A 17,133-nucleotide genomic window follows, 5' to 3' on the forward strand; every position below is an offset into this window, starting at 1 on the left:
AATTATCGGAGATGAACTCATAAAATACCTTCAAATTACTATTATTTCTACTTACCTACTTAGCCCAAAAAACTATTTCAGGAAACACTTGCAACTTGTAAATATTTCCCAGGTCGCTCGGTATCGGGGATATACCAAGCGGGGTTTCCTTGCGGATCTCGTCCTAATCTGGCATCAGGTTGTGGAGGACGATTGCGTTCTACTCCATTGTGGCGATCGCAATTTGTTACTTCTATGGGCGGTGCAGACAAGAAGCCAGCAGACTGCATTTCGGTAATACTTTCTTTAAAGGCTGCCATTACGAAACCCAGATCGGCTTCGGAATGGGCTGTCGTCAAGAAGCAAGGACGATGATCCCAAGTATGCACTCCCTTATCCCGCAGCAAGTAAAACAGCAAATCTCCGTAGGGAAACTCTGGTACAGACTTCACCATGAACAGGGAGCCGAAATTATAGACTGTAAACGGAGCCTGAACTTGCTGGAAATAGCCCATAAGTTCCGCTACAAACTTATCGGTTCTTGCATTAAGATTTTGCTGCAAGCTAGGGCCACAATGGAGCAAATGCTGAAGAACTGCTTTGGCTGCTGCTAGTGCTAAAGGATGGCGGACGAAGGTACCAGCAAAGTAAGTTACGCCTACCTCTGGAACTGAGTCATCCCCAAACTGCCAAAACCCACCATCTAAAGCATCCATATATTGCGATTTGCCAGCAATGACTCCAATTGGTAGTCCACCGCCCACAATCTTTCCGTAAGTTGCAATATCCGCCTTTATACCAAAATGCGCTTGAGCGCCACCTGGATGAATTCTGAATCCGGTAACAATTTCATCAAAAATCAGGGCAATACCAGCATCCTCCGTAAAATCACGCAGTTGGTGGAGGAATTCCTTGGGCTGGTATTCAGGGCGACGGCTTTGCACAGATTCAACCATTACTGCTGCTAACTCATCAGCCCGATTTTTGAGGATTTCTAGGGACTCAGGCGAATCATAGTCTAGTACCAAGATGTTCTCTACCATTTCCGGTGGGATACCGGGAGCAGCAGGAATTGACCGGAGTTTCTTTGTTCCCCGAACAATTACTTCATCCAAAATGCCGTGATAAGCTCCAGAAAAGATGGCGATTAAGTTACGCCCTGTGATTGTGCGTGCCATCCGCATCGCTCCCAGAACCGCTTCCGAACCTGTGTTACAAAAGGCTGCTCGGTCAAAGTTGGTCAACTCACACATCAGCCGTGCCACTTCTCCAACTAAGGGAGTCTGGGGGCCAATTTCCATGCCGAGTTTCAGTTGTGCTTCAATTGCTTCGGTAATGAAAGGTGGTGACCAACCAAACAAATTCAAGCCAAAGCCATTGCTTAAATCAACATATTCATTACCATCAACGTCCCAAAGTTTAGAACCCGATGAACGAGACGCTACGATGGGGTAAACCATCTCTTTCATGGTCGGGTTAAACCCAGAAACAGTTCTTGGGTCTGCCAGGTAAGGGCGATGGGATTGAGTATATTCTTTGGATTTTTTAGTCCGTTGTGTATATCTTTGGATAATTTTGTCTAGATGAGTTCGTTGATGCGCTGTCAAAGTTTTAGTCTGGGTCTTTTCAATTCGAGCTGCCGCACCAAATGCCTTTTTAGCACCATTCGTCTCAGTGTCTACCGATGGAAGTGATTCTTTGCTCGTTTGAGTAGCTGGGATAGATACAGCGTTTTGTGGTTTGACACCATTATTTTGAGATGTCGCCGCAGGTACAACTGGGATTGTTACAGATTGACTGCTGTTAGCCAATAGCGCTAATTGCTGAGTCATGATTTGCAGCTGCTGATTAATCACATTTTCGAGGAAACTGGATGCAGCAGGTTGGGGAAAAATCTCAGGTGCAGATCCATTTGGATGAACTTCATGGACTACCAAAGTGGGTGATGTGGTTGCAGGTGCTGATAATTGTACTTCTGGAGTGGGTTCTGCAACGGTTTCTATTAATCCTAATGCGGATAGAGTTTCGGCAGACAAGGCTGGATTGATAAAGTCAGCCAGTCTTCCTAAATTGGGATAAATTTCTAATAACTGCCTAAGTGTTACCTTGACTTGAAATTTTTTCTTCAACGCTAGCCCCACTTGAGTCAGGGATAAAGAATCTAATCCCATTTCTAAAAATGTTGTCGAGTCGTCAACATTAGCGATTTCCAATCCTGAGGTTTCTTCGATAATTTCTTTTAGCAGAGGAATGAGCTTTTGCTGAGGGTATGTTTTCATAGTTTGAGTCTTTTCTAATAGGCTATTTGAAAGTTTAGGAGTTGATGCACGATTGGGATGAGGTGGAGGATCAATCCAGAAGCGTTGGCGTTCAAAGGGATAGGTAGGCAGAGAAATTCGTTGTCGCGTTTCCCTTTGATAGAAGTTGCTCCAGTCAATAGATACTCCTGCTAGCCACAGTTGTCCTACTGCCTTCAGTAATGCCGTCCATTCGGCTTCGTTCTGGGCGTTATCACCGAGAGAAGCGTAGGCTTTGCCCGCCGTAGGCATCGCTATCTGTTGTTTAATATCTTTTGCTTGTTGGCGGGCTAGAGTCGTAGTTGTGATTCGCGGCCCCACCTCTAACAGTATGCGTTCTGGCTGCTGCCATAGGGTTTGTACACCCTCCGCAAATCGCACAGTCTGGCGTAAATGTGTAGCCCAATACATCGGATCAGTTGCTTGCTGGGCTGTAATCCAGTCGGCGGTAACTGTAGAAACAAAGGGAATTTGGGGAGGTGATAATTTAACCTTCCCAACTACCTCAGCAAAGGGGGCAATGATGCTATCCATCATTGGGGAATGGAAAGCATGGGAAGTGTGTAAATGGCGACAGACAACTTCTTCGCTTTCTAATTGTTTTTGCAGAGCCGCGATCGCCTCTGTTGGCCCAGAAACGACACACAGGGAAGGGCCGTTAATTGCTGCGATCGCTAGTTCTGCGCTCAATCGTGGCTCTACTTCTTTGGCTGGTAGGCGCACTGAGAGCATAGCCCCGAATGGTAACTCCCACATTAAGCGACCGCGATTTGCAACCAACATCAGTGCATCTTCTAAGGTAAATACACCCGCAATACAGGCGGCGACAAATTCGCCAATACTGTGACCAATCATGGCTTGGGGCTTGACTCCCCAACTTTGCCACAGTTGCGCTAAAGCGTATTCAATGACGAATAATGCTGGTTGGGTAAAACAGGTTTGCCGCAGGAAGGTAGCCGCAGTTTCGCTATCGCTCGGTGCGGGATACATGATTTCTCGTAAATCCATGCCCAACAAAGGTTTAAGGATTTGGGCACATTCATCTACTACCTCCTGAAATACAGGTTCGCGGTTGTAGAGATTCAGTCCCATGTTCACATATTGCGATCCTTGTCCGGGGAACATGAAGACAACGGCTGGATTGCGGATTTCTGTATTACGGGTATTTACTTGATTTGGATCTAAAGATTGTAGGGCTGCGATCGCATCTGTGATATCGTGACAAACTATACTGCGTCGGTAGTTAAAAGCTTTGCGCCCTCGTTGTAGGGTATAAGCTACATCGGCTAAGTTAATTTCGGCATTATATTGTAAATGTTGCTGCAAATTTGCTGTTGCAGCCTCCAAAGCTTTACTAGTTTTTGCCGAGAGCAACAATAGCTGCTGTGGGCGAGAAGATCCCGAATTTTGGATTTGTGGCGCTTCTTCTAGCACAATATGAGCATTAGTCCCGCCGACACCAAAAGAACTCACACCCGCTCGTCGCAAAGTTTCACCCTCTGACCATTCAGCTAGCTTGGTATTGACATAGAAAGGGCTGTTGGTAAAGTCAATCTTGGGATTGGGAGCCTCAAAATTTAAGCTAGGTGGAATCTTTTTATAATGTAGGGCAAGAGCGGTTTTAATTAACCCTGCTACCCCAGCCGCAGCAACTAAATGTCCGACATTGCCTTTAACAGAGCCGATCGCACAAAATTGTTTCGCGTTTGTATGCACACGAAATGCTTGCGTCAGTGCTTCAATTTCAATGGGGTCGCCTAAAGGTGTAGCTGTACCGTGAGCTTCAATATAAGAGATGGTTTCCGGGTGAAAGTTGGCATCAGCTTGCGCCATTGCAATCGCCTCTGCTTGTCCGTCTACACTGGGAGCCGTAAAGCTCACCTTATCAGCGCCGTCATTATTGATACCAGAACCCCGAATTACGGCATAGATGCGATCGCCTTCATTAAGGGCATCTTCTAAACGCTTGAGGACAACCAATCCTGCACCATTGTTGAACATTGTGCCCTGAGCGCTGGCATCAAAGGGACGACAATGCCCATCCCCAGAAAGCATACTGCCTTCTTGAGCCACATAACCGCTGTTTTGGGGTGTAGTCATAGATACACCACCAGCTAGAGCCATATCGCACTGATAGCTGTTTAAGGCTTGACAAGCCTGAATAATTGCTACTAAAGAAGTAGAGCAAGCCGTATTAACGCTGACAGCGGGACCCTTGAGGTTGAGCTTGTAAGCAGCACGAGTGGTCAAAAAGTCTTTTTCATTTGCTAACATCGTCTGGAACTCGCCAATGCGATCGACAATTTCCATACGACCAGAAATATGGTTAGCAAAATAAGTATTTTGACCACAACCAGCGTACAAACCAATCAAACCATCAAAAGACTCTGATTCATAACCAGCATTTTCTAAAGCTTCATGAACCAACTCTAGGAAAACTCTAGCCTGTGGGTCCATAACCACAGCTTCCAGTGGATTAATGCCAAAGAAGGCAGCATCAAAGGTTTCCCCCCCAGGAATGATTCCTCTAGCTTTCACGTAACTAGGATCTTTGCAAAGGTTCGGGTCAATACTAGGATCTAGCTCCTCATCCTTAAAAAAAGTCGTTGACTCTAATCCCTGACACAGATTGTGCCACAACTCATCGACATTCCCCGCGCCAGGAAATCTTCCTACCATGCCAATAATGGCAACACCATCAATAGGATCTTGGTTATCGGATGCTTGCATATTTACCATTGCTTAAACACCTTGTTGATGATTACGGCGACGAGTCCGAGCTGCTTGTTGGCGTTGGGCGCGATTTTGCAGCTTGTTATGAGACGGTTGGCTGTTCTGGTTTGAATGCAAATACTTTGCTAAAGAGCCAATCGTTGAATACTGAAATAGCTTCACAGTAGGTAGCTCAATACCAAGTTCCTGTTGCAACCGCATAGCAACTTGCAGAATTGAGATTGAAGTTCCTCCCAAATCAAAAAAATTATCATCAATCCCAACGCGATCGATTTTGAGCAGTTCAGACAAAATATCTGCAAGCAAATGCTCTAAATCGGTTTGGGGAGCAATATAAGCTTGTTCCAGTTGCGGACGTTCTCTACTTGGTGCTGGCAATTTATGTCTATCTACTTTGCCATTTGCAGTCAAGGGCAGTGACTCTAAGATCACAAACGCTGATGGCACCATGTAATTAGGTAGGCGCTGCTGTAAAAAATTACGCAATTTATTATATATGTATGTACTGTTATAGTGAGGAACAATATAAGCTGTCAACTGTTTTTCACCTGTTTTATCCTGACGAGCTAAAACGACAATTTCCCGAACATCAGGATGTTGTGCAATCTCCCGCTCAATTTCACCTAGTTCAATTCGGAAACCGCGAATTTTTACCTGATTGTCAATTCGACCTAAGAACTCGATATTGCCATCTGGAAGATAACGACCTAAATCTCCAGTTTTGTAAAGGCGCGTTGCTAAATTCCTATTAAAGGAGTGAGAAATAAATTTTTCGGCAGTCAAATCGGGACGGTTCAAATAGTCTCTAGCTAATCCATCACCACCAATGTACAATTCGCCAGTTTCTCCAATTGATAGTGGCTGGAGGTTGTGATCTAATATATAAACTTGGGTATTAGCAATTGGGCGACCAATAGGAATAGAAACACCTGGTTGCAGTGGTGCTGTTATAGTATGGCAGCAGGTAAAAGTTGTATTCTCAGTTGGGCCATAACCATTAATTAGCTGACAATTCTCTACTATTTGGAGAAACTTCTGTACATGAGGAACAGATAAAACATCACCACCCGCTAAAAGTTGACGCAAGGATTTTAAAGCATCAATTTTTTCATCTACTATGAGATGAAATAAGCCGGCTGTCAGCCAAAGAGTAGTAATTTGATATTGTTGAATAATCTGCCCTAATTCTTCTATAGATAGTATATTAGGAGGGCAAATTACTAGTCGCCCACCGTTAAGTAAGCAACCCCAAATTTCAAAAGTTGAAGCGTCGAAGGAAATAGGAGCAAATTGGAGAATTATTTCTTCAGCCGTTAGTTGAACATAATTAGTTTCTTTGACTAACCTAACTACACCACGATGGATAATGCTAACACCTTTGGGTATACCTGTAGAACCTGAGGTATACATGACATAAGCCAAGTTGTCAGCAGTAATGCTAGTGCTTAGGTTCTCATTTTTATTTTGGGCGATACCTTCTGGTGCGTCCGCTACGCGTAGCTTGCTTTCCCATAGGGGTATGGTGGGCTTTGCCAACGCATTCCAATCTGCATCTAGGCAAATTACAAATGCTGTATGAGTAGGTAATTTAGCAACTAGTTCTTTTTGAGTTAATAGTACTGATACCTGAGTATCTGACAGCATGAAAGCTAAACGTTCTTGGGGATACCCTGGTTCTAATGGTACATAAGCTCCTCCTGCTTTGAGGATAGCTAAAAGTGCTACAATCATTTCTAAAGAGCGCTCTATGCAGATTCCTACAAGAGTTTCTGTTCCCACCCCTAGCGATTGCAGATATTGCGCTAGTTGATTAGCGCGACTATTCAAATCTCTATAGGTGAGATGCTGATTATTAAATATTAGTGCTACAGCATTAGGTGTTTTCTCTACTTGTGCTTCAAACAATTGATGAATACAGGCTTGCTGAGGATAATCAGTTTGAGTCTGATTCCGCTCGATTAACTGGTCTTTGTCAGAGGATTTCAAGATAGGTAATATTAAATTATCTCGTTCTAAGTTATTTTCTGATGATGAGGCTTGATACTCATTTGCCAACAATTCACTTTCATTTTGAGCTAATGAATTAGTTATTGATTCCATATTTAATTTCCGCAAAAAATATATCTTTTTGCAATCCGTGTAGTTTTTAAGTATTCCTACATTTTTAACTCCATAAAATTATGGGTTAGGGATGCAGTTAAGACTCTAAAATATACAAAGCAAGAATGAATAACTCCTGATAAATATTAAAGGATATTCCAAAATTCACATTAAAGATACTTTTGTATATTAACGATATAAATTTTTGGATAAACTAGTGAATCATATAAAATAGAGTATAATATTATTCCGAATAAATGAATGACGAAAAATTTAGTGTATTTAAGATGATATTGTTATTTTCCTAAATTAGGTATGAGGTAACCAACATAATGATATATGACAATTAATATAGCTGTAACACCACGCAAGGATGTTAAAGCTTTTATTCTGTTTAAGCCATAGTATTATTACTTAGTATTTTTAGTGACATTTTTAGCTTTAAAATTATATTTAAAGACTAATTTCACAACAAATTATGCCACAATCTTACAATGTTTGTATGAAAGGGCACTGCCTCAAAAATTTAGTTCTTTCATTCTGACCTATTTCCTCAAAATCATAGTTATTTTCAATACATCTTCATTGAAAATTAAAACTTTAGAGATGGTTTGCAATGAAAGTATTAAGAGTTTTAGAGAATTTTTGTGTAAGTACTGAAGTTTTTTAGTGCTAATCCAAGCGTATTGGTCGATAAGTAAGTAATGGCATATCTCTTCGGAGGTAAGTTGGACTGTATGACCAGCGAAATGATTGTAGGGTGGGCATTGCAATGCCCACCCTACAATCACGAACTATTTGCTGTAGTCTACGCAATTGAAAACCGTTGTTTCAATTAGATAGTTAAGCTGCTACGCTGCACTACTGGCGTTTAGACTAAGGTACGACGCTAGCAGAGAAAACGAAGTCATTTGCAGTCAGGCTAGTTGAGGTAATTCCCAGCAATGAAACCAACTCTGTATTTCCGGTTTTCACCAGAGTCGTACTACCCTGTTGCAATAAGGTTAAAGCACTAAACTGACTGATGCCAACACCGCCAAGCCCGATTTTATCAATCCCAATTGTAAAATCAGTCACAATGTTTTTGCTAGTTGGCAGACTGGCGTTAGCAATCCAAAACTGGTCAGCACCAGCACCACCATTCAGGCTATTACTACCCTGTTGACCAGCAAATAGCACGTCATCACCATCGCCACCAAAGAGCGAATCATTCACACTAGAGAAGAGTTTGTCATCTCCATCACCACCATAGAGACGGTTATTGCTACCGTTACTGGTAAGGGTGTCGTTACCTGAACCACCGAATGATAATTGACGCGAACCTTCAATTACTGTCAAATTATCAGCACCTGCGCCTCCAAATAAATTATTACTACCATTGGCTTCAACTACAGTAACTTCGTCATTACCATTACCACCATCAGCATTAGTGTTGCTAGCAGGGCTGTTTGCACCAATCAAGATTTGATCGTTACCCTCTCCTGTGGACACCGAGGAGTCACTACCGACTACCACCGTGTCATCACCGCTTCCAGTCTGGATTGTGTTACCTTTAGTACCGTTTACAAAGTCTGCTCCGTCACCTGTAAATAAGGTTTGATTTGGCTTAAGGGTGACATCATCGCTATTGATAGAGCCAAATTGAAGGTCTAGTGTTGTTAGTCCAACAGTGCGACCATCAAACCCTGCGGCTGTAAAGTAATGAGTATTACCTACACTCTGAGAATCGAGAATTGTTGCTTGACCATTAGTAGTTTCTTTTGAAGTCAAGACTTCTTTCGTCGAGGGAACTACATCCGGGCCTCCCACTAGTGCTTCTGTAATGGCACGACCTTTCAAATCGCCATTACTGGGAATTTCTAACCCTAAAATACGAGCAAGTGTAGGTGTTACATCAGCATTACTGACGGGTGCATAGTCCACATAACCTTGTTTAAAATCAGGGCCAATAGCCTCCATATTATTGAAGGTATCACCTCGGCCAAAGCTGCCATGCATCCCCTGCCCTTGCTGCAAAGTTGTATCAGCAATTTCTACTTGAGCTTGAGGGTTGTTTGGGTTATTTGAGTCGGTGCTAAAGGTTTTGAAGTTGATCACTATAGATGGAACTGGTGTTTGAGCATCACCTTTTAACCCGATCGCACTCAATGGTAAAGCACCTGAGATGTTTCCATAGGCATCGTCTACGAAAATACCACTGATGTAGTCTTTTTGCGAAAGCAAATTCACTACCTGTTTAGCCAAATCAGCATTGCCATTAGGCAGATAAATCAGGTCAGAACCACCATTGGCAGCTACAACTATTTTTGTACCTGAGTCAAGTTGGCCATTCGTTACCTGACCTGTACCTCCAATTACACCATTTCCAGAAATAGGACGTTGACCTTGTGTAGCATCAACAGTGGCATACTGGATGTGGTTCAGGTCTGGGGGAAGAGTCGTAGGGTTAGGATCGTATAGGGGTAGATTTAGATCGTGAGCCAAATCAATCGCAACAAAGCCTGCGGGTAAAAATCCTGGATTTACACCTGCATAAGTTTGGGTGGCAGCATAACTTGTAGTTTTTGTACCTTGGCTATCAATAGCTTGTTTGCTGATGGTAGAAAAACCGTGGTCGGAAGTAACAAAGACATCAGTAGTCTTGTCCAAACCTGTACTTTTGAGATAGTCAAGAAGTTGCTTTAAATTATCATCAGCATTTTTCACCCCAGCTTTGGAAGTAGGGCCGTTAATACCTGGTGTCAAGGTGTTTAAGCTATCACCTTGATTATGTTGAGTACCATCGGGATCTCTTGACCAGTAAACTAATGCGAATGGTTTACCTTCTTCCTGAAACTTGGGTAAAATTACTTTGGTAGTGGCATCTGCAAAGTATTGTTGTTGAGCCACATTGGCATTCAGGGTTCCTGGAGTTATGTTGTTACCAGCTGGCTGGACTCGCGGTGTCGGTTTTACATCTAGACCAGCGGCTTGTAAGCGATTGACAATATCTGGAGCGAGTGGAACACCAGAAGGTGAACCAGCGGCTGTAGTCGGCGGTGTTGCACCATTTGTAGTGTCATCAATAATTATTGTATCGGGAGTAGGAATAGTACCTGTAGTACCACCTTCTCGGTTAACTTGTGTAACATCTTGAATCGCAACAGGCCCTAATTTACCAACTGCTGCTGTGTTGAAACCCTGCGATCGCGCGTAAGCTAATAGTGACTCTTCATCTAAAAAGTTGTTACCGGGGAACTTTTCATCGATATCCCCCAAAACTGCATCATTTTCGATGAATGGTGTGACACTACCATTGGCATTAGGGCTAGGAAAACCAGTGTAAATAGTGTTACTAAAGTCACCTGTATCACCAAGATAATGCCCCGTTGCGATCGCAGCAGCATTCGGGGTGGTAAATGTGGGAAACAGTGAATGACTATTGGCGAAACTAACTCCTTGCTGACGGATGCTATATAAAGTTGGGGTATCAGTTGGGTTTACAGAACCGTTACGCAATCCATCTGCAACAAAAATAATGACATTTCTACCGTTGCCGTTTGTATCAGCCATACCGATTACTCCTTAAACATTGTAAGCTACGCCTACGCAGCAATTGTGTGTTAGTATGAGCGATTAATTACACTCAACCCAAGCCAAAATTTAGCTACAAAAACCTAACTAGTATTTGGCGATAAAATGCTTAGTATCCACACAAATTAGTGCAGACAATTAAATGAATGTAATGGTCACTGTCTCAAAAGATAGTTGTTCAATGTTTAAGAAAAGTTATAAACAAGTTAAGATTTGGAACTGAACGCTGCATTTGATTGCGATGCCTGCGGCGGGCGTAGCCATCGCAACCCCATATAGTTTTATATAAGGACATTTATCACCCAAAGAATTTAACGCTTTTACAAATGGCAAGGATGACCATTGACCAGTTACAGATTTTCTTGGCAGTGGCGCAGCATCTGCACTTTACTCGTGCAGCTGAGGAGCTTTACATTACTCAACCTTCTGTGAGTGCTGCCATCCAAAGCCTTGAGGAACAGTATGGAGTGAAAGTGTTTAATCGAGTTGGTCGTCGTGTTGAACTAACCCTTGCTGGCAAAATGCTACAAGTAGAAGCACAAAAAATTTTAACTCAAGTCGAGTTGACCGAGCGAGGATTGCGAGAATTAAATGACTTGAAACGGGGTGAACTCAAGTTAGGTGCAAGCCAAACCATAGGTAATTACTGGCTTCCCCACTTGATTAGCTTATTTAAGCAAGAGTATCCTAATATCTCTGTGGATTGTACATTAGGTAACACTACTGAAATTAGCGAAGGAACGGTTACAGGATTGTTTGACCTCAGCTTAGTAGAAGGGGAAGTTGAACCATCGGTTTTAGCTTCTCTGGAACAACAAATTGTCGGCGGAGATTGTTTACAAATTGTTGTCGGTAAATCTCATCCTTGGTTTGAAAAAATGGCAGTTGAGGTAACAGAATTAACAAATGCTGCTTGGGTAATGCGCGAGAAAGGCTCAGGAACCCGTCAGCAGTTTGAGCAAGTGCTAAGACAGTGGGGTATTGAACCAACACAGTTAAATGTAATTTTAGAAATGAAAAGCGGTGATATGGTCAAAGCAGCTGTTGAGAGTGGGGTAGGAGCTGCGGCAATTTCTAACCTGATTATTACCAAAGAACTACGTCTTGATATGCTTCGTTGTATTCAAGTTACAGGCTTGGCAAAAGACACGACTGAAGTAGATTCACTTTCACGTCCCTTCTTTTTGTTAAAACATCAAGAGCGCTTTCAAACCCGCATTTCCCAAGTGTTTGAGCAATTGCTATTATCAGCTACGTCTGTAGAATAGCTGTAGCTGTCAATGAACCTCTTTTTACTTTGAGACTGGCTGTAGCTGAATCTGCACAGGCATTCCCGGAACATCATCTTTTAACGGTACGATTACTAAATAGCGACGAGATTGTGCGCCTGCATCACCCTTGATAACTTGACTAATTGGGCCTAGTGTTATCACAATTGCCGCCCCAGATGGGTTGGTTTGGAACTTTGCCAAGGGTTGTAGTTTACCGTAAGGTTGGTTAGAACGCTCCGCTAATGCCAATTGGTACATATTTTTAGGTTGCAGTCCAGTTACTGCTGCTTCTAGCAAATCAATCACGCCTAAATTGTTGACAGTTACAGTCGTTGCAGGCTTTTTAGCTGATGAACCTGGCGCACCCATTACCAGATGAGCTACCATACTAGACTTGCCTAAAGGCTCTAGATTTGCCAATCCATCCCCAGTCGGAACTGCATTAGGAATATAAACCAGTGCTTGCGAGGATTGACCGCTAGGAATTGTGGCAATTACTCTGTTTTTGATAGTATCAATCAGAGTCATCTTAGTACCATTTTCTAATGCGACGTAGATCCGAGTGCCATCACCAGAGGGCCAAAGACCGTGGGGTAACTCACCTGTCGGGATAGTTGTTACCAGTTTAGGAGTATTCGTAGTTGTAAAAACTTTTACCACATTCTCGCCGCCAACGGTAATATACGCGAATTGTCCTTGCTGATTCCTGACAATGTTGACGTGGTTAGTGATTGCTCCGGTGTCCAAGGTAGCAATAATATTGAAGGGAGCTTCTGCGTTGAAAACTTGAACTTTGCCAGTATCTTTCAATGTCAGCCAAATTTGCTTACCGTCGGGAGTCGCAGCAATATTTGGGCAGAAAGGAGAGGCTTGTTTAATTGCTGCTACAACTTGATGCGACTTGACATCTATGACGCTTGTCTGCGGTGTAAAACTAGAGCAGACAAATCCAAACTTGCCATCGGGACGAAAAATTGTCATCCCAGGGCCATTACCAACAGTGATGCGTTGTTTTTCTTTATAGGTTTGACTATCTAACACTGAAACATAATCTTCTCCCCGCACCGTTACCCAAACTTCACTACCATCAGGAGTGAAGAAAGCTTCGTGAGGCGATCGCCCAACATAGGTAATGTGCTTAACTTTATTTGCTTGGGTATCAATGAAGGCTACCGAGTTAGAACCAACGGAAACCACCGCCAAGGTGCGATTGTCGGGCGAAAAACCCATGCCATGCACTAACAATTGACCAGTATACAGGGGGCTTAAATTCTCTGGCGCTGTTTTACCTAGACGAATGACTCCTAGCAGTTTATTGGTTTGGGGATTGTATACAGAAATTGTATTGGAGGTCTGGTCAGCTGTGTAAACGCGATCGCGTCCACTAATCGGAATGTCTGGTATAGATGCTGTATAAGGAACTTGCCCTGCAAAGGCTGGTACTGTCAAAGTTAGTAGAATAGCAAATGTGATTGTGGCGATCGCTCGATTTTTCATAAAGATATTTTCAAAACTTATTTTGCTGAAGGCGCGGGTGATTGTGGATGCTTGAGCGTCAGCTGCATCAGTTCAATTTCTGATTGTTGAGTGACGATAATCTCTTGCGCTAATCTTCGTAGACGAGGATCTGTACCATACTGTAATTCAGTTTTTACCATTTCAATCGCCCCTTGGTGATGTGGAATCATCATCGCCGCAAAGTCAGTATCTGTATTACCAGTCATTTGCACACGTTCCATTGCAGTGTGCATAGAGGTCATTGCTTTACCAAAAGCTTCATTTGCAGGCATATGATGATTCGGCATCATTGAGGCTATTGGAATACCAATTGATAAGGAAAGTAGAAAAGGTGCAGAGTTCAAAAAAGACATATTTTCCTATCTTGTTCTATGGCTTAACAATCTTCCAGGTTTCTTCAGTAATTTGATAGTTACCAGAGACAGATTTGTAAACTAACGTATAGTCTACGGGGATTTTATTCTTGCCATTACTGAATGTAACCAAAGCCTTCACTGTCTCTGTTCCCTGCTGTCCGGTTCGATATTGCTCATTATCCTTGCTCCTGAATGAAATAAATTAGTCGCAAGTTCAGCAAGCACTGTACTGAAAACTTCACTATGACATCAAGACTTCATCTGAATTGGTATCTTCAATGATTGATTCAGCCGTCTGATTAATGGCATGAATAGTCTCTTCAGGTAAAAATTTAGCTTCAGGGCTATGGGGGCTTTTGAAAGTTAACTGTGCGTCAGATTGCTGACAAGCAACCATTGTTTTGATGTGTTCGCCTTCATCATCTCGAATTGCTACATAGACATCGTAGAGATTTTCAATTTTTGGACGACGTTCAGATATTGGATGAGAAGTTTGAAATTCATCAAACATATAAAGGTCGCCATCACGGTAGTAATTAATCGCTATTTGTGGTGCTGGCTGAGTTTTAAGTTCCCCCTCATGCTCTTTTAAAAATGTATCGTAAGTATGGTATGCGTGTTCTTCTATTAGCTGTGTAAAGTAATAAGCATCGGAGGGAGAAATAATGTACACGAATATCAAAATCCAGTAATAAATTATGACCCCACTACCTGCAACAAAGCGATCAATCCAATATTGATTACCTCCTAGTGACTCAGCAATGAGTAGGTGATGTAACTCATTCCAAGATTCAGCAAAATGAACTTTCAGCCAGTCAGATTTTCTCCACCAGCCGAGGCTCTCATAAAAGTGAAGGACTGACAAAAAAGCAAAGTAGGGAACTCTCGCTACCGTTTCCAGTACATAAAAACGGGCATACAAACGCTTGCGGTAAAAAACGTTTAAAACGAATTCTAAAAAATCAACTAGTAATCGAATCATTTTCCTAAACTCCTTTTAGTTGCATCCAGATAAAGGTAAAAATTAGGCTGCTTGAGTAAATTGATTTCAAACTCTGCAAATTAATGCCCAACAATGTAGAGATTGGCTGTGATTGTCATCAACTTTTTCCTTTCACTATTTCAGCTTAGATAAATACATCAATAGAAGCAAACGTTCTTACCTATGTAAACAATAGTTTTAATCTATTGATATAGCTTCAGTTGAAACTGTTGCATACTCGAACATTGAGAGGAATTCTAGATGCATTTGAAGTTGACACAGAAATTATGCATATTTGCAATAACTGTAGTTTAGTTCTCTTCACCTTCAAGCTCTGAGTAACTTTCATGTCCAGATTTAATAGTTAAAAACTATCGTTATTATAGTTAAGAACGTTTGATTCTATTATTTCAACCACCTAAAGTTAAACCAACCCCCTTAATACGAGGTTGATATGAAACAAGATATTAGAAGGAACAAGAGAGTGCAGATACCGCAACTAAGTTCAGAACAAAAGCTGCTGTATCGAAAAATTGTATTCCTCTTAGCGGCTGGATTTTGTCTGACTCCTTGGGCTTCACCACCAATAGCACTAATGTTGGGGATTCTTTTGGCGCTGACTCACGAGAACCCATTTCATCGGATTAGTCGCCCAGCCGCTAAATATTTACTAGAAGCGTCCGTAATTATGCTGGGCTTTGGGATGAATTTAGCAGTTGTGCTAAAGGCAGGTGCAAGCGGTGCTTTGTTTGCCGTTGGTAGCATCAGTGCAACCTTCATTCTTGGTTATTTTCTAGGGAAATGGTTGAAGATTCCCATCAAAGCCTCTGCCTTAATTTCAGCCGGAACAGCTATTTGTGGCGGAAGTGCGATCGCTGCTGTTAGTTCAGTAATTAACGCTGCCGAAAGCGAGATTTCCGTAGCAATGGGGACAGTATTTGTCCTCAACGCCGTTGCTTTATTTGTATTTCCACCTCTGGGACACGTACTGCACTTGACCCAAGCACAATTTGGAACGTGGTCGGGTGTGGCAATCCACGACATTTCTAGTGTGGTTGGTGCAGCATCACACTATGGTCAGAGTGCGCTATACACAGCCACAGCTGTCAAACTTTCCCGCGCCTTGTGGATTGTACCTATTTCAGCAGCAGCCAGCTATATATTTCAACGTCAAGAGTCAAAATCGGGTGATGTGATTCATAAACCCCAAGTTCCCTGGTTTATTGGTTTGTTTATCCTTGCTTCTGTAGTGCGGACTTTTATCCCGGAAGTTGCTTCTTGGTCGCCAGTGGTGACGCACGTTTCGGAAGCGGGTTTGACGCTAACGCTGTTTTTAATTGGTGCAGGGCTATCGCAACGGATGTTGAAAGCGGTTGGTTGGAAACCGATGCTTCAGGGAGTGCTGCTGTGGATATTTATTAGTGCTACTTCGCTTGGTGTAATTCTATTAATCGTGCGTTAGTCACAAATATGCCTGAGAAAGTTAAGTCTTTCGTCTCTAGCATCGTATAGAGCTTGTGTACTTCATCAACTTGAAATTTGCTGTGTTTTGAATAAATCATCAAATTAATCTATTAATTTTACACAAAAGAATGATTGTTAATATTCCTTCGCTTATCTAAAGTCAAATTAAGTACTCTCTACCCAGCCGAATTGTTAGAAATTCCGTAAAAAACAAGCATCAGGTGAAAGTTATGGATAACATTTTACTTTGTCTAAGTTTAGGATTGATTGCGGGAATGGTAAGCGTAATCACTGGAATTGGCGGCGGAATAATTATTTTACCTGCTTTAATTTTTGTGTTTGGATTCTCTCAACATCAAGCTCAGGGTAAAACATTAGCTTTGCTTGTTCCTCCGATTGATATCTTGGCTGCATAGACTTACTATAAACAAGGTTTTGTAGACTTAAAAATAGCAGCACTACTTTGTTTAGGTTTTATATTAGGTGGATGGTTAGGAGCCAAAATAGGAATTGGATTATCTAACGTGGTTCTGTCTAGAATATTTGGTGTTTTACTACTTATTAGTGCTATGAGAGTAATATTTACCAACGTAGGTGATTCCGCTTTATAACTCATACCATTTCTTTGTGAGGCTGCGCCAAACCCTTTTAACTTCTTTCTTTCTTTGTGTCCTCTGCGTCCTTTGCGGTTCGTTTTTCTTTCTTATTGGATTACTACTATTAATTGCCACACCGATCGCACGAGTTATATTTTCCCTGTTTGCCTTTGTACGACAAAGAGATTTGACTTATATAATTGTGACTTCAATTGTATTAATTGAGTTAATTTATAGTCTTGTAGGGGAAAAATCCTAAAAAAA

The 17,133-nt window shown here is 42.1% G+C and carries 9 protein-coding genes and 1 pseudogene; 4 read left to right on the forward strand and 6 right to left on the reverse strand.

Annotated elements, in window-relative coordinates; translation table 11 throughout:
• Positions 1 to 77: 77 nt before the first annotated feature.
• The 3 genes from V7K46_RS17925 to V7K46_RS17935 all read right to left on the reverse strand — a co-directional run bounded on the left by V7K46_RS17925 (position 78) and on the right by V7K46_RS17935 (position 10,661).
• On the reverse strand, positions 78 to 5,006 hold the full coding sequence (locus tag V7K46_RS17925) for an aminotransferase class III-fold pyridoxal phosphate-dependent enzyme (RefSeq protein WP_335115406.1): 4,929 nt from the start codon (positions 5,004 to 5,006) through the stop codon (positions 78 to 80).
• Positions 5,007 to 5,018: 12 nt separating this feature from the next.
• On the reverse strand, positions 5,019 to 7,109 hold the full coding sequence (locus V7K46_RS17930; RefSeq protein ID WP_335115408.1) for a non-ribosomal peptide synthetase: 2,091 nt from the start codon (positions 7,107 to 7,109) through the stop codon (positions 5,019 to 5,021).
• 876 nt (positions 7,110 to 7,985) lie between these two features.
• Entirely contained in the window at positions 7,986 to 10,661 is a 2,676-nt protein-coding gene (locus V7K46_RS17935) for an alkaline phosphatase family protein (protein WP_335115410.1), read from the reverse strand.
• A 356-nt stretch (positions 10,662 to 11,017) separates the two neighbouring features.
• Here V7K46_RS17935 and V7K46_RS17940 point away from each other — a divergent pair, with 356 nt between their 5' ends.
• A complete protein-coding gene (locus V7K46_RS17940) occupies positions 11,018 to 11,950 on the forward strand; it encodes a LysR substrate-binding domain-containing protein (RefSeq protein ID WP_335115412.1) in 933 nt (310 codons plus the stop codon).
• A gap of 24 nt (positions 11,951 to 11,974) precedes the next feature.
• On the opposite strand, the gene V7K46_RS17945 is transcribed toward V7K46_RS17940, so the two are convergent.
• From V7K46_RS17945 to V7K46_RS17955, 3 genes are all read right to left on the reverse strand, one after another.
• A complete protein-coding gene (locus tag V7K46_RS17945) occupies positions 11,975 to 13,450 on the reverse strand; it encodes a YncE family protein (protein WP_335115414.1) in 1,476 nt (491 codons plus the stop codon).
• Positions 13,451 to 13,467: 17 nt separating this feature from the next.
• Positions 13,468 to 13,824, reverse strand: coding sequence for a CopM family metallochaperone (copM, locus tag V7K46_RS17950; RefSeq protein ID WP_335115416.1), 357 nt, complete (start codon positions 13,822 to 13,824; stop codon positions 13,468 to 13,470).
• A 244-nt stretch (positions 13,825 to 14,068) separates the two neighbouring features.
• A complete protein-coding gene (locus V7K46_RS17955) occupies positions 14,069 to 14,809 on the reverse strand; it encodes an alternative oxidase (RefSeq protein WP_335115418.1) in 741 nt (246 codons plus the stop codon).
• A gap of 454 nt (positions 14,810 to 15,263) precedes the next feature.
• Here V7K46_RS17955 and V7K46_RS17960 point away from each other — a divergent pair, with 454 nt between their 5' ends.
• The 3 genes and pseudogenes from V7K46_RS17960 (at position 15,264) to V7K46_RS17970 (ending at position 17,128) form a co-directional block, all read left to right on the forward strand.
• Positions 15,264 to 16,271 carry a YeiH family protein gene (locus tag V7K46_RS17960; RefSeq protein ID WP_335115420.1) on the forward strand — a complete coding sequence of 336 codons (1,008 nt, stop codon included), beginning with the start codon at positions 15,264 to 15,266 and terminating at the stop codon, positions 16,269 to 16,271.
• A 232-nt stretch (positions 16,272 to 16,503) separates the two neighbouring features.
• A pseudogene (locus tag V7K46_RS17965) lies at positions 16,504 to 16,884 on the forward strand (TSUP family transporter).
• Positions 16,885 to 16,900: 16 nt separating this feature from the next.
• On the forward strand, positions 16,901 to 17,128 hold the full coding sequence (locus tag V7K46_RS17970; protein ID WP_442939846.1) for a DUF1634 domain-containing protein: 228 nt from the start codon (positions 16,901 to 16,903) through the stop codon (positions 17,126 to 17,128).
• The last annotated feature ends 5 nt before the right edge of the window (positions 17,129 to 17,133 follow it).

The organism is Nostoc sp. (assembly GCF_036917395.1).
In the GTDB taxonomy this organism is placed as follows: Bacteria; Cyanobacteriota; Cyanobacteriia; order Cyanobacteriales; family Nostocaceae; genus Nostoc.

What these genes read in the sequence shown, in the direction of transcription:
- V7K46_RS17925 (WP_335115406.1), bottom strand. Translation starts at nt 5,006, where the DNA reads ATGCAAGCATCCGATAACCAAGATCCTATTGATGGTGTTGCCATTATT.
- V7K46_RS17940 (WP_335115412.1), top strand. Translation starts at nt 11,018, where the DNA reads ATGACCATTGACCAGTTACAGATTTTCTTGGCAGTGGCGCAGCATCTG.
- V7K46_RS17960 (WP_335115420.1), top strand. Translation starts at nt 15,264, where the DNA reads ATGAAACAAGATATTAGAAGGAACAAGAGAGTGCAGATACCGCAACTA.
- V7K46_RS17945 (WP_335115414.1), bottom strand. Translation starts at nt 13,450, where the DNA reads ATGAAAAATCGAGCGATCGCCACAATCACATTTGCTATTCTACTAACT.
- V7K46_RS17930 (WP_335115408.1), bottom strand. Translation starts at nt 7,109, where the DNA reads ATGGAATCAATAACTAATTCATTAGCTCAAAATGAAAGTGAATTGTTG.
- V7K46_RS17935 (WP_335115410.1), bottom strand. Translation starts at nt 10,661, where the DNA reads ATGGCTGATACAAACGGCAACGGTAGAAATGTCATTATTTTTGTTGCA.
- copM (WP_335115416.1), bottom strand. Translation starts at nt 13,824, where the DNA reads ATGTCTTTTTTGAACTCTGCACCTTTTCTACTTTCCTTATCAATTGGT.
- V7K46_RS17955 (WP_335115418.1), bottom strand. Translation starts at nt 14,809, where the DNA reads ATGATTCGATTACTAGTTGATTTTTTAGAATTCGTTTTAAACGTTTTT.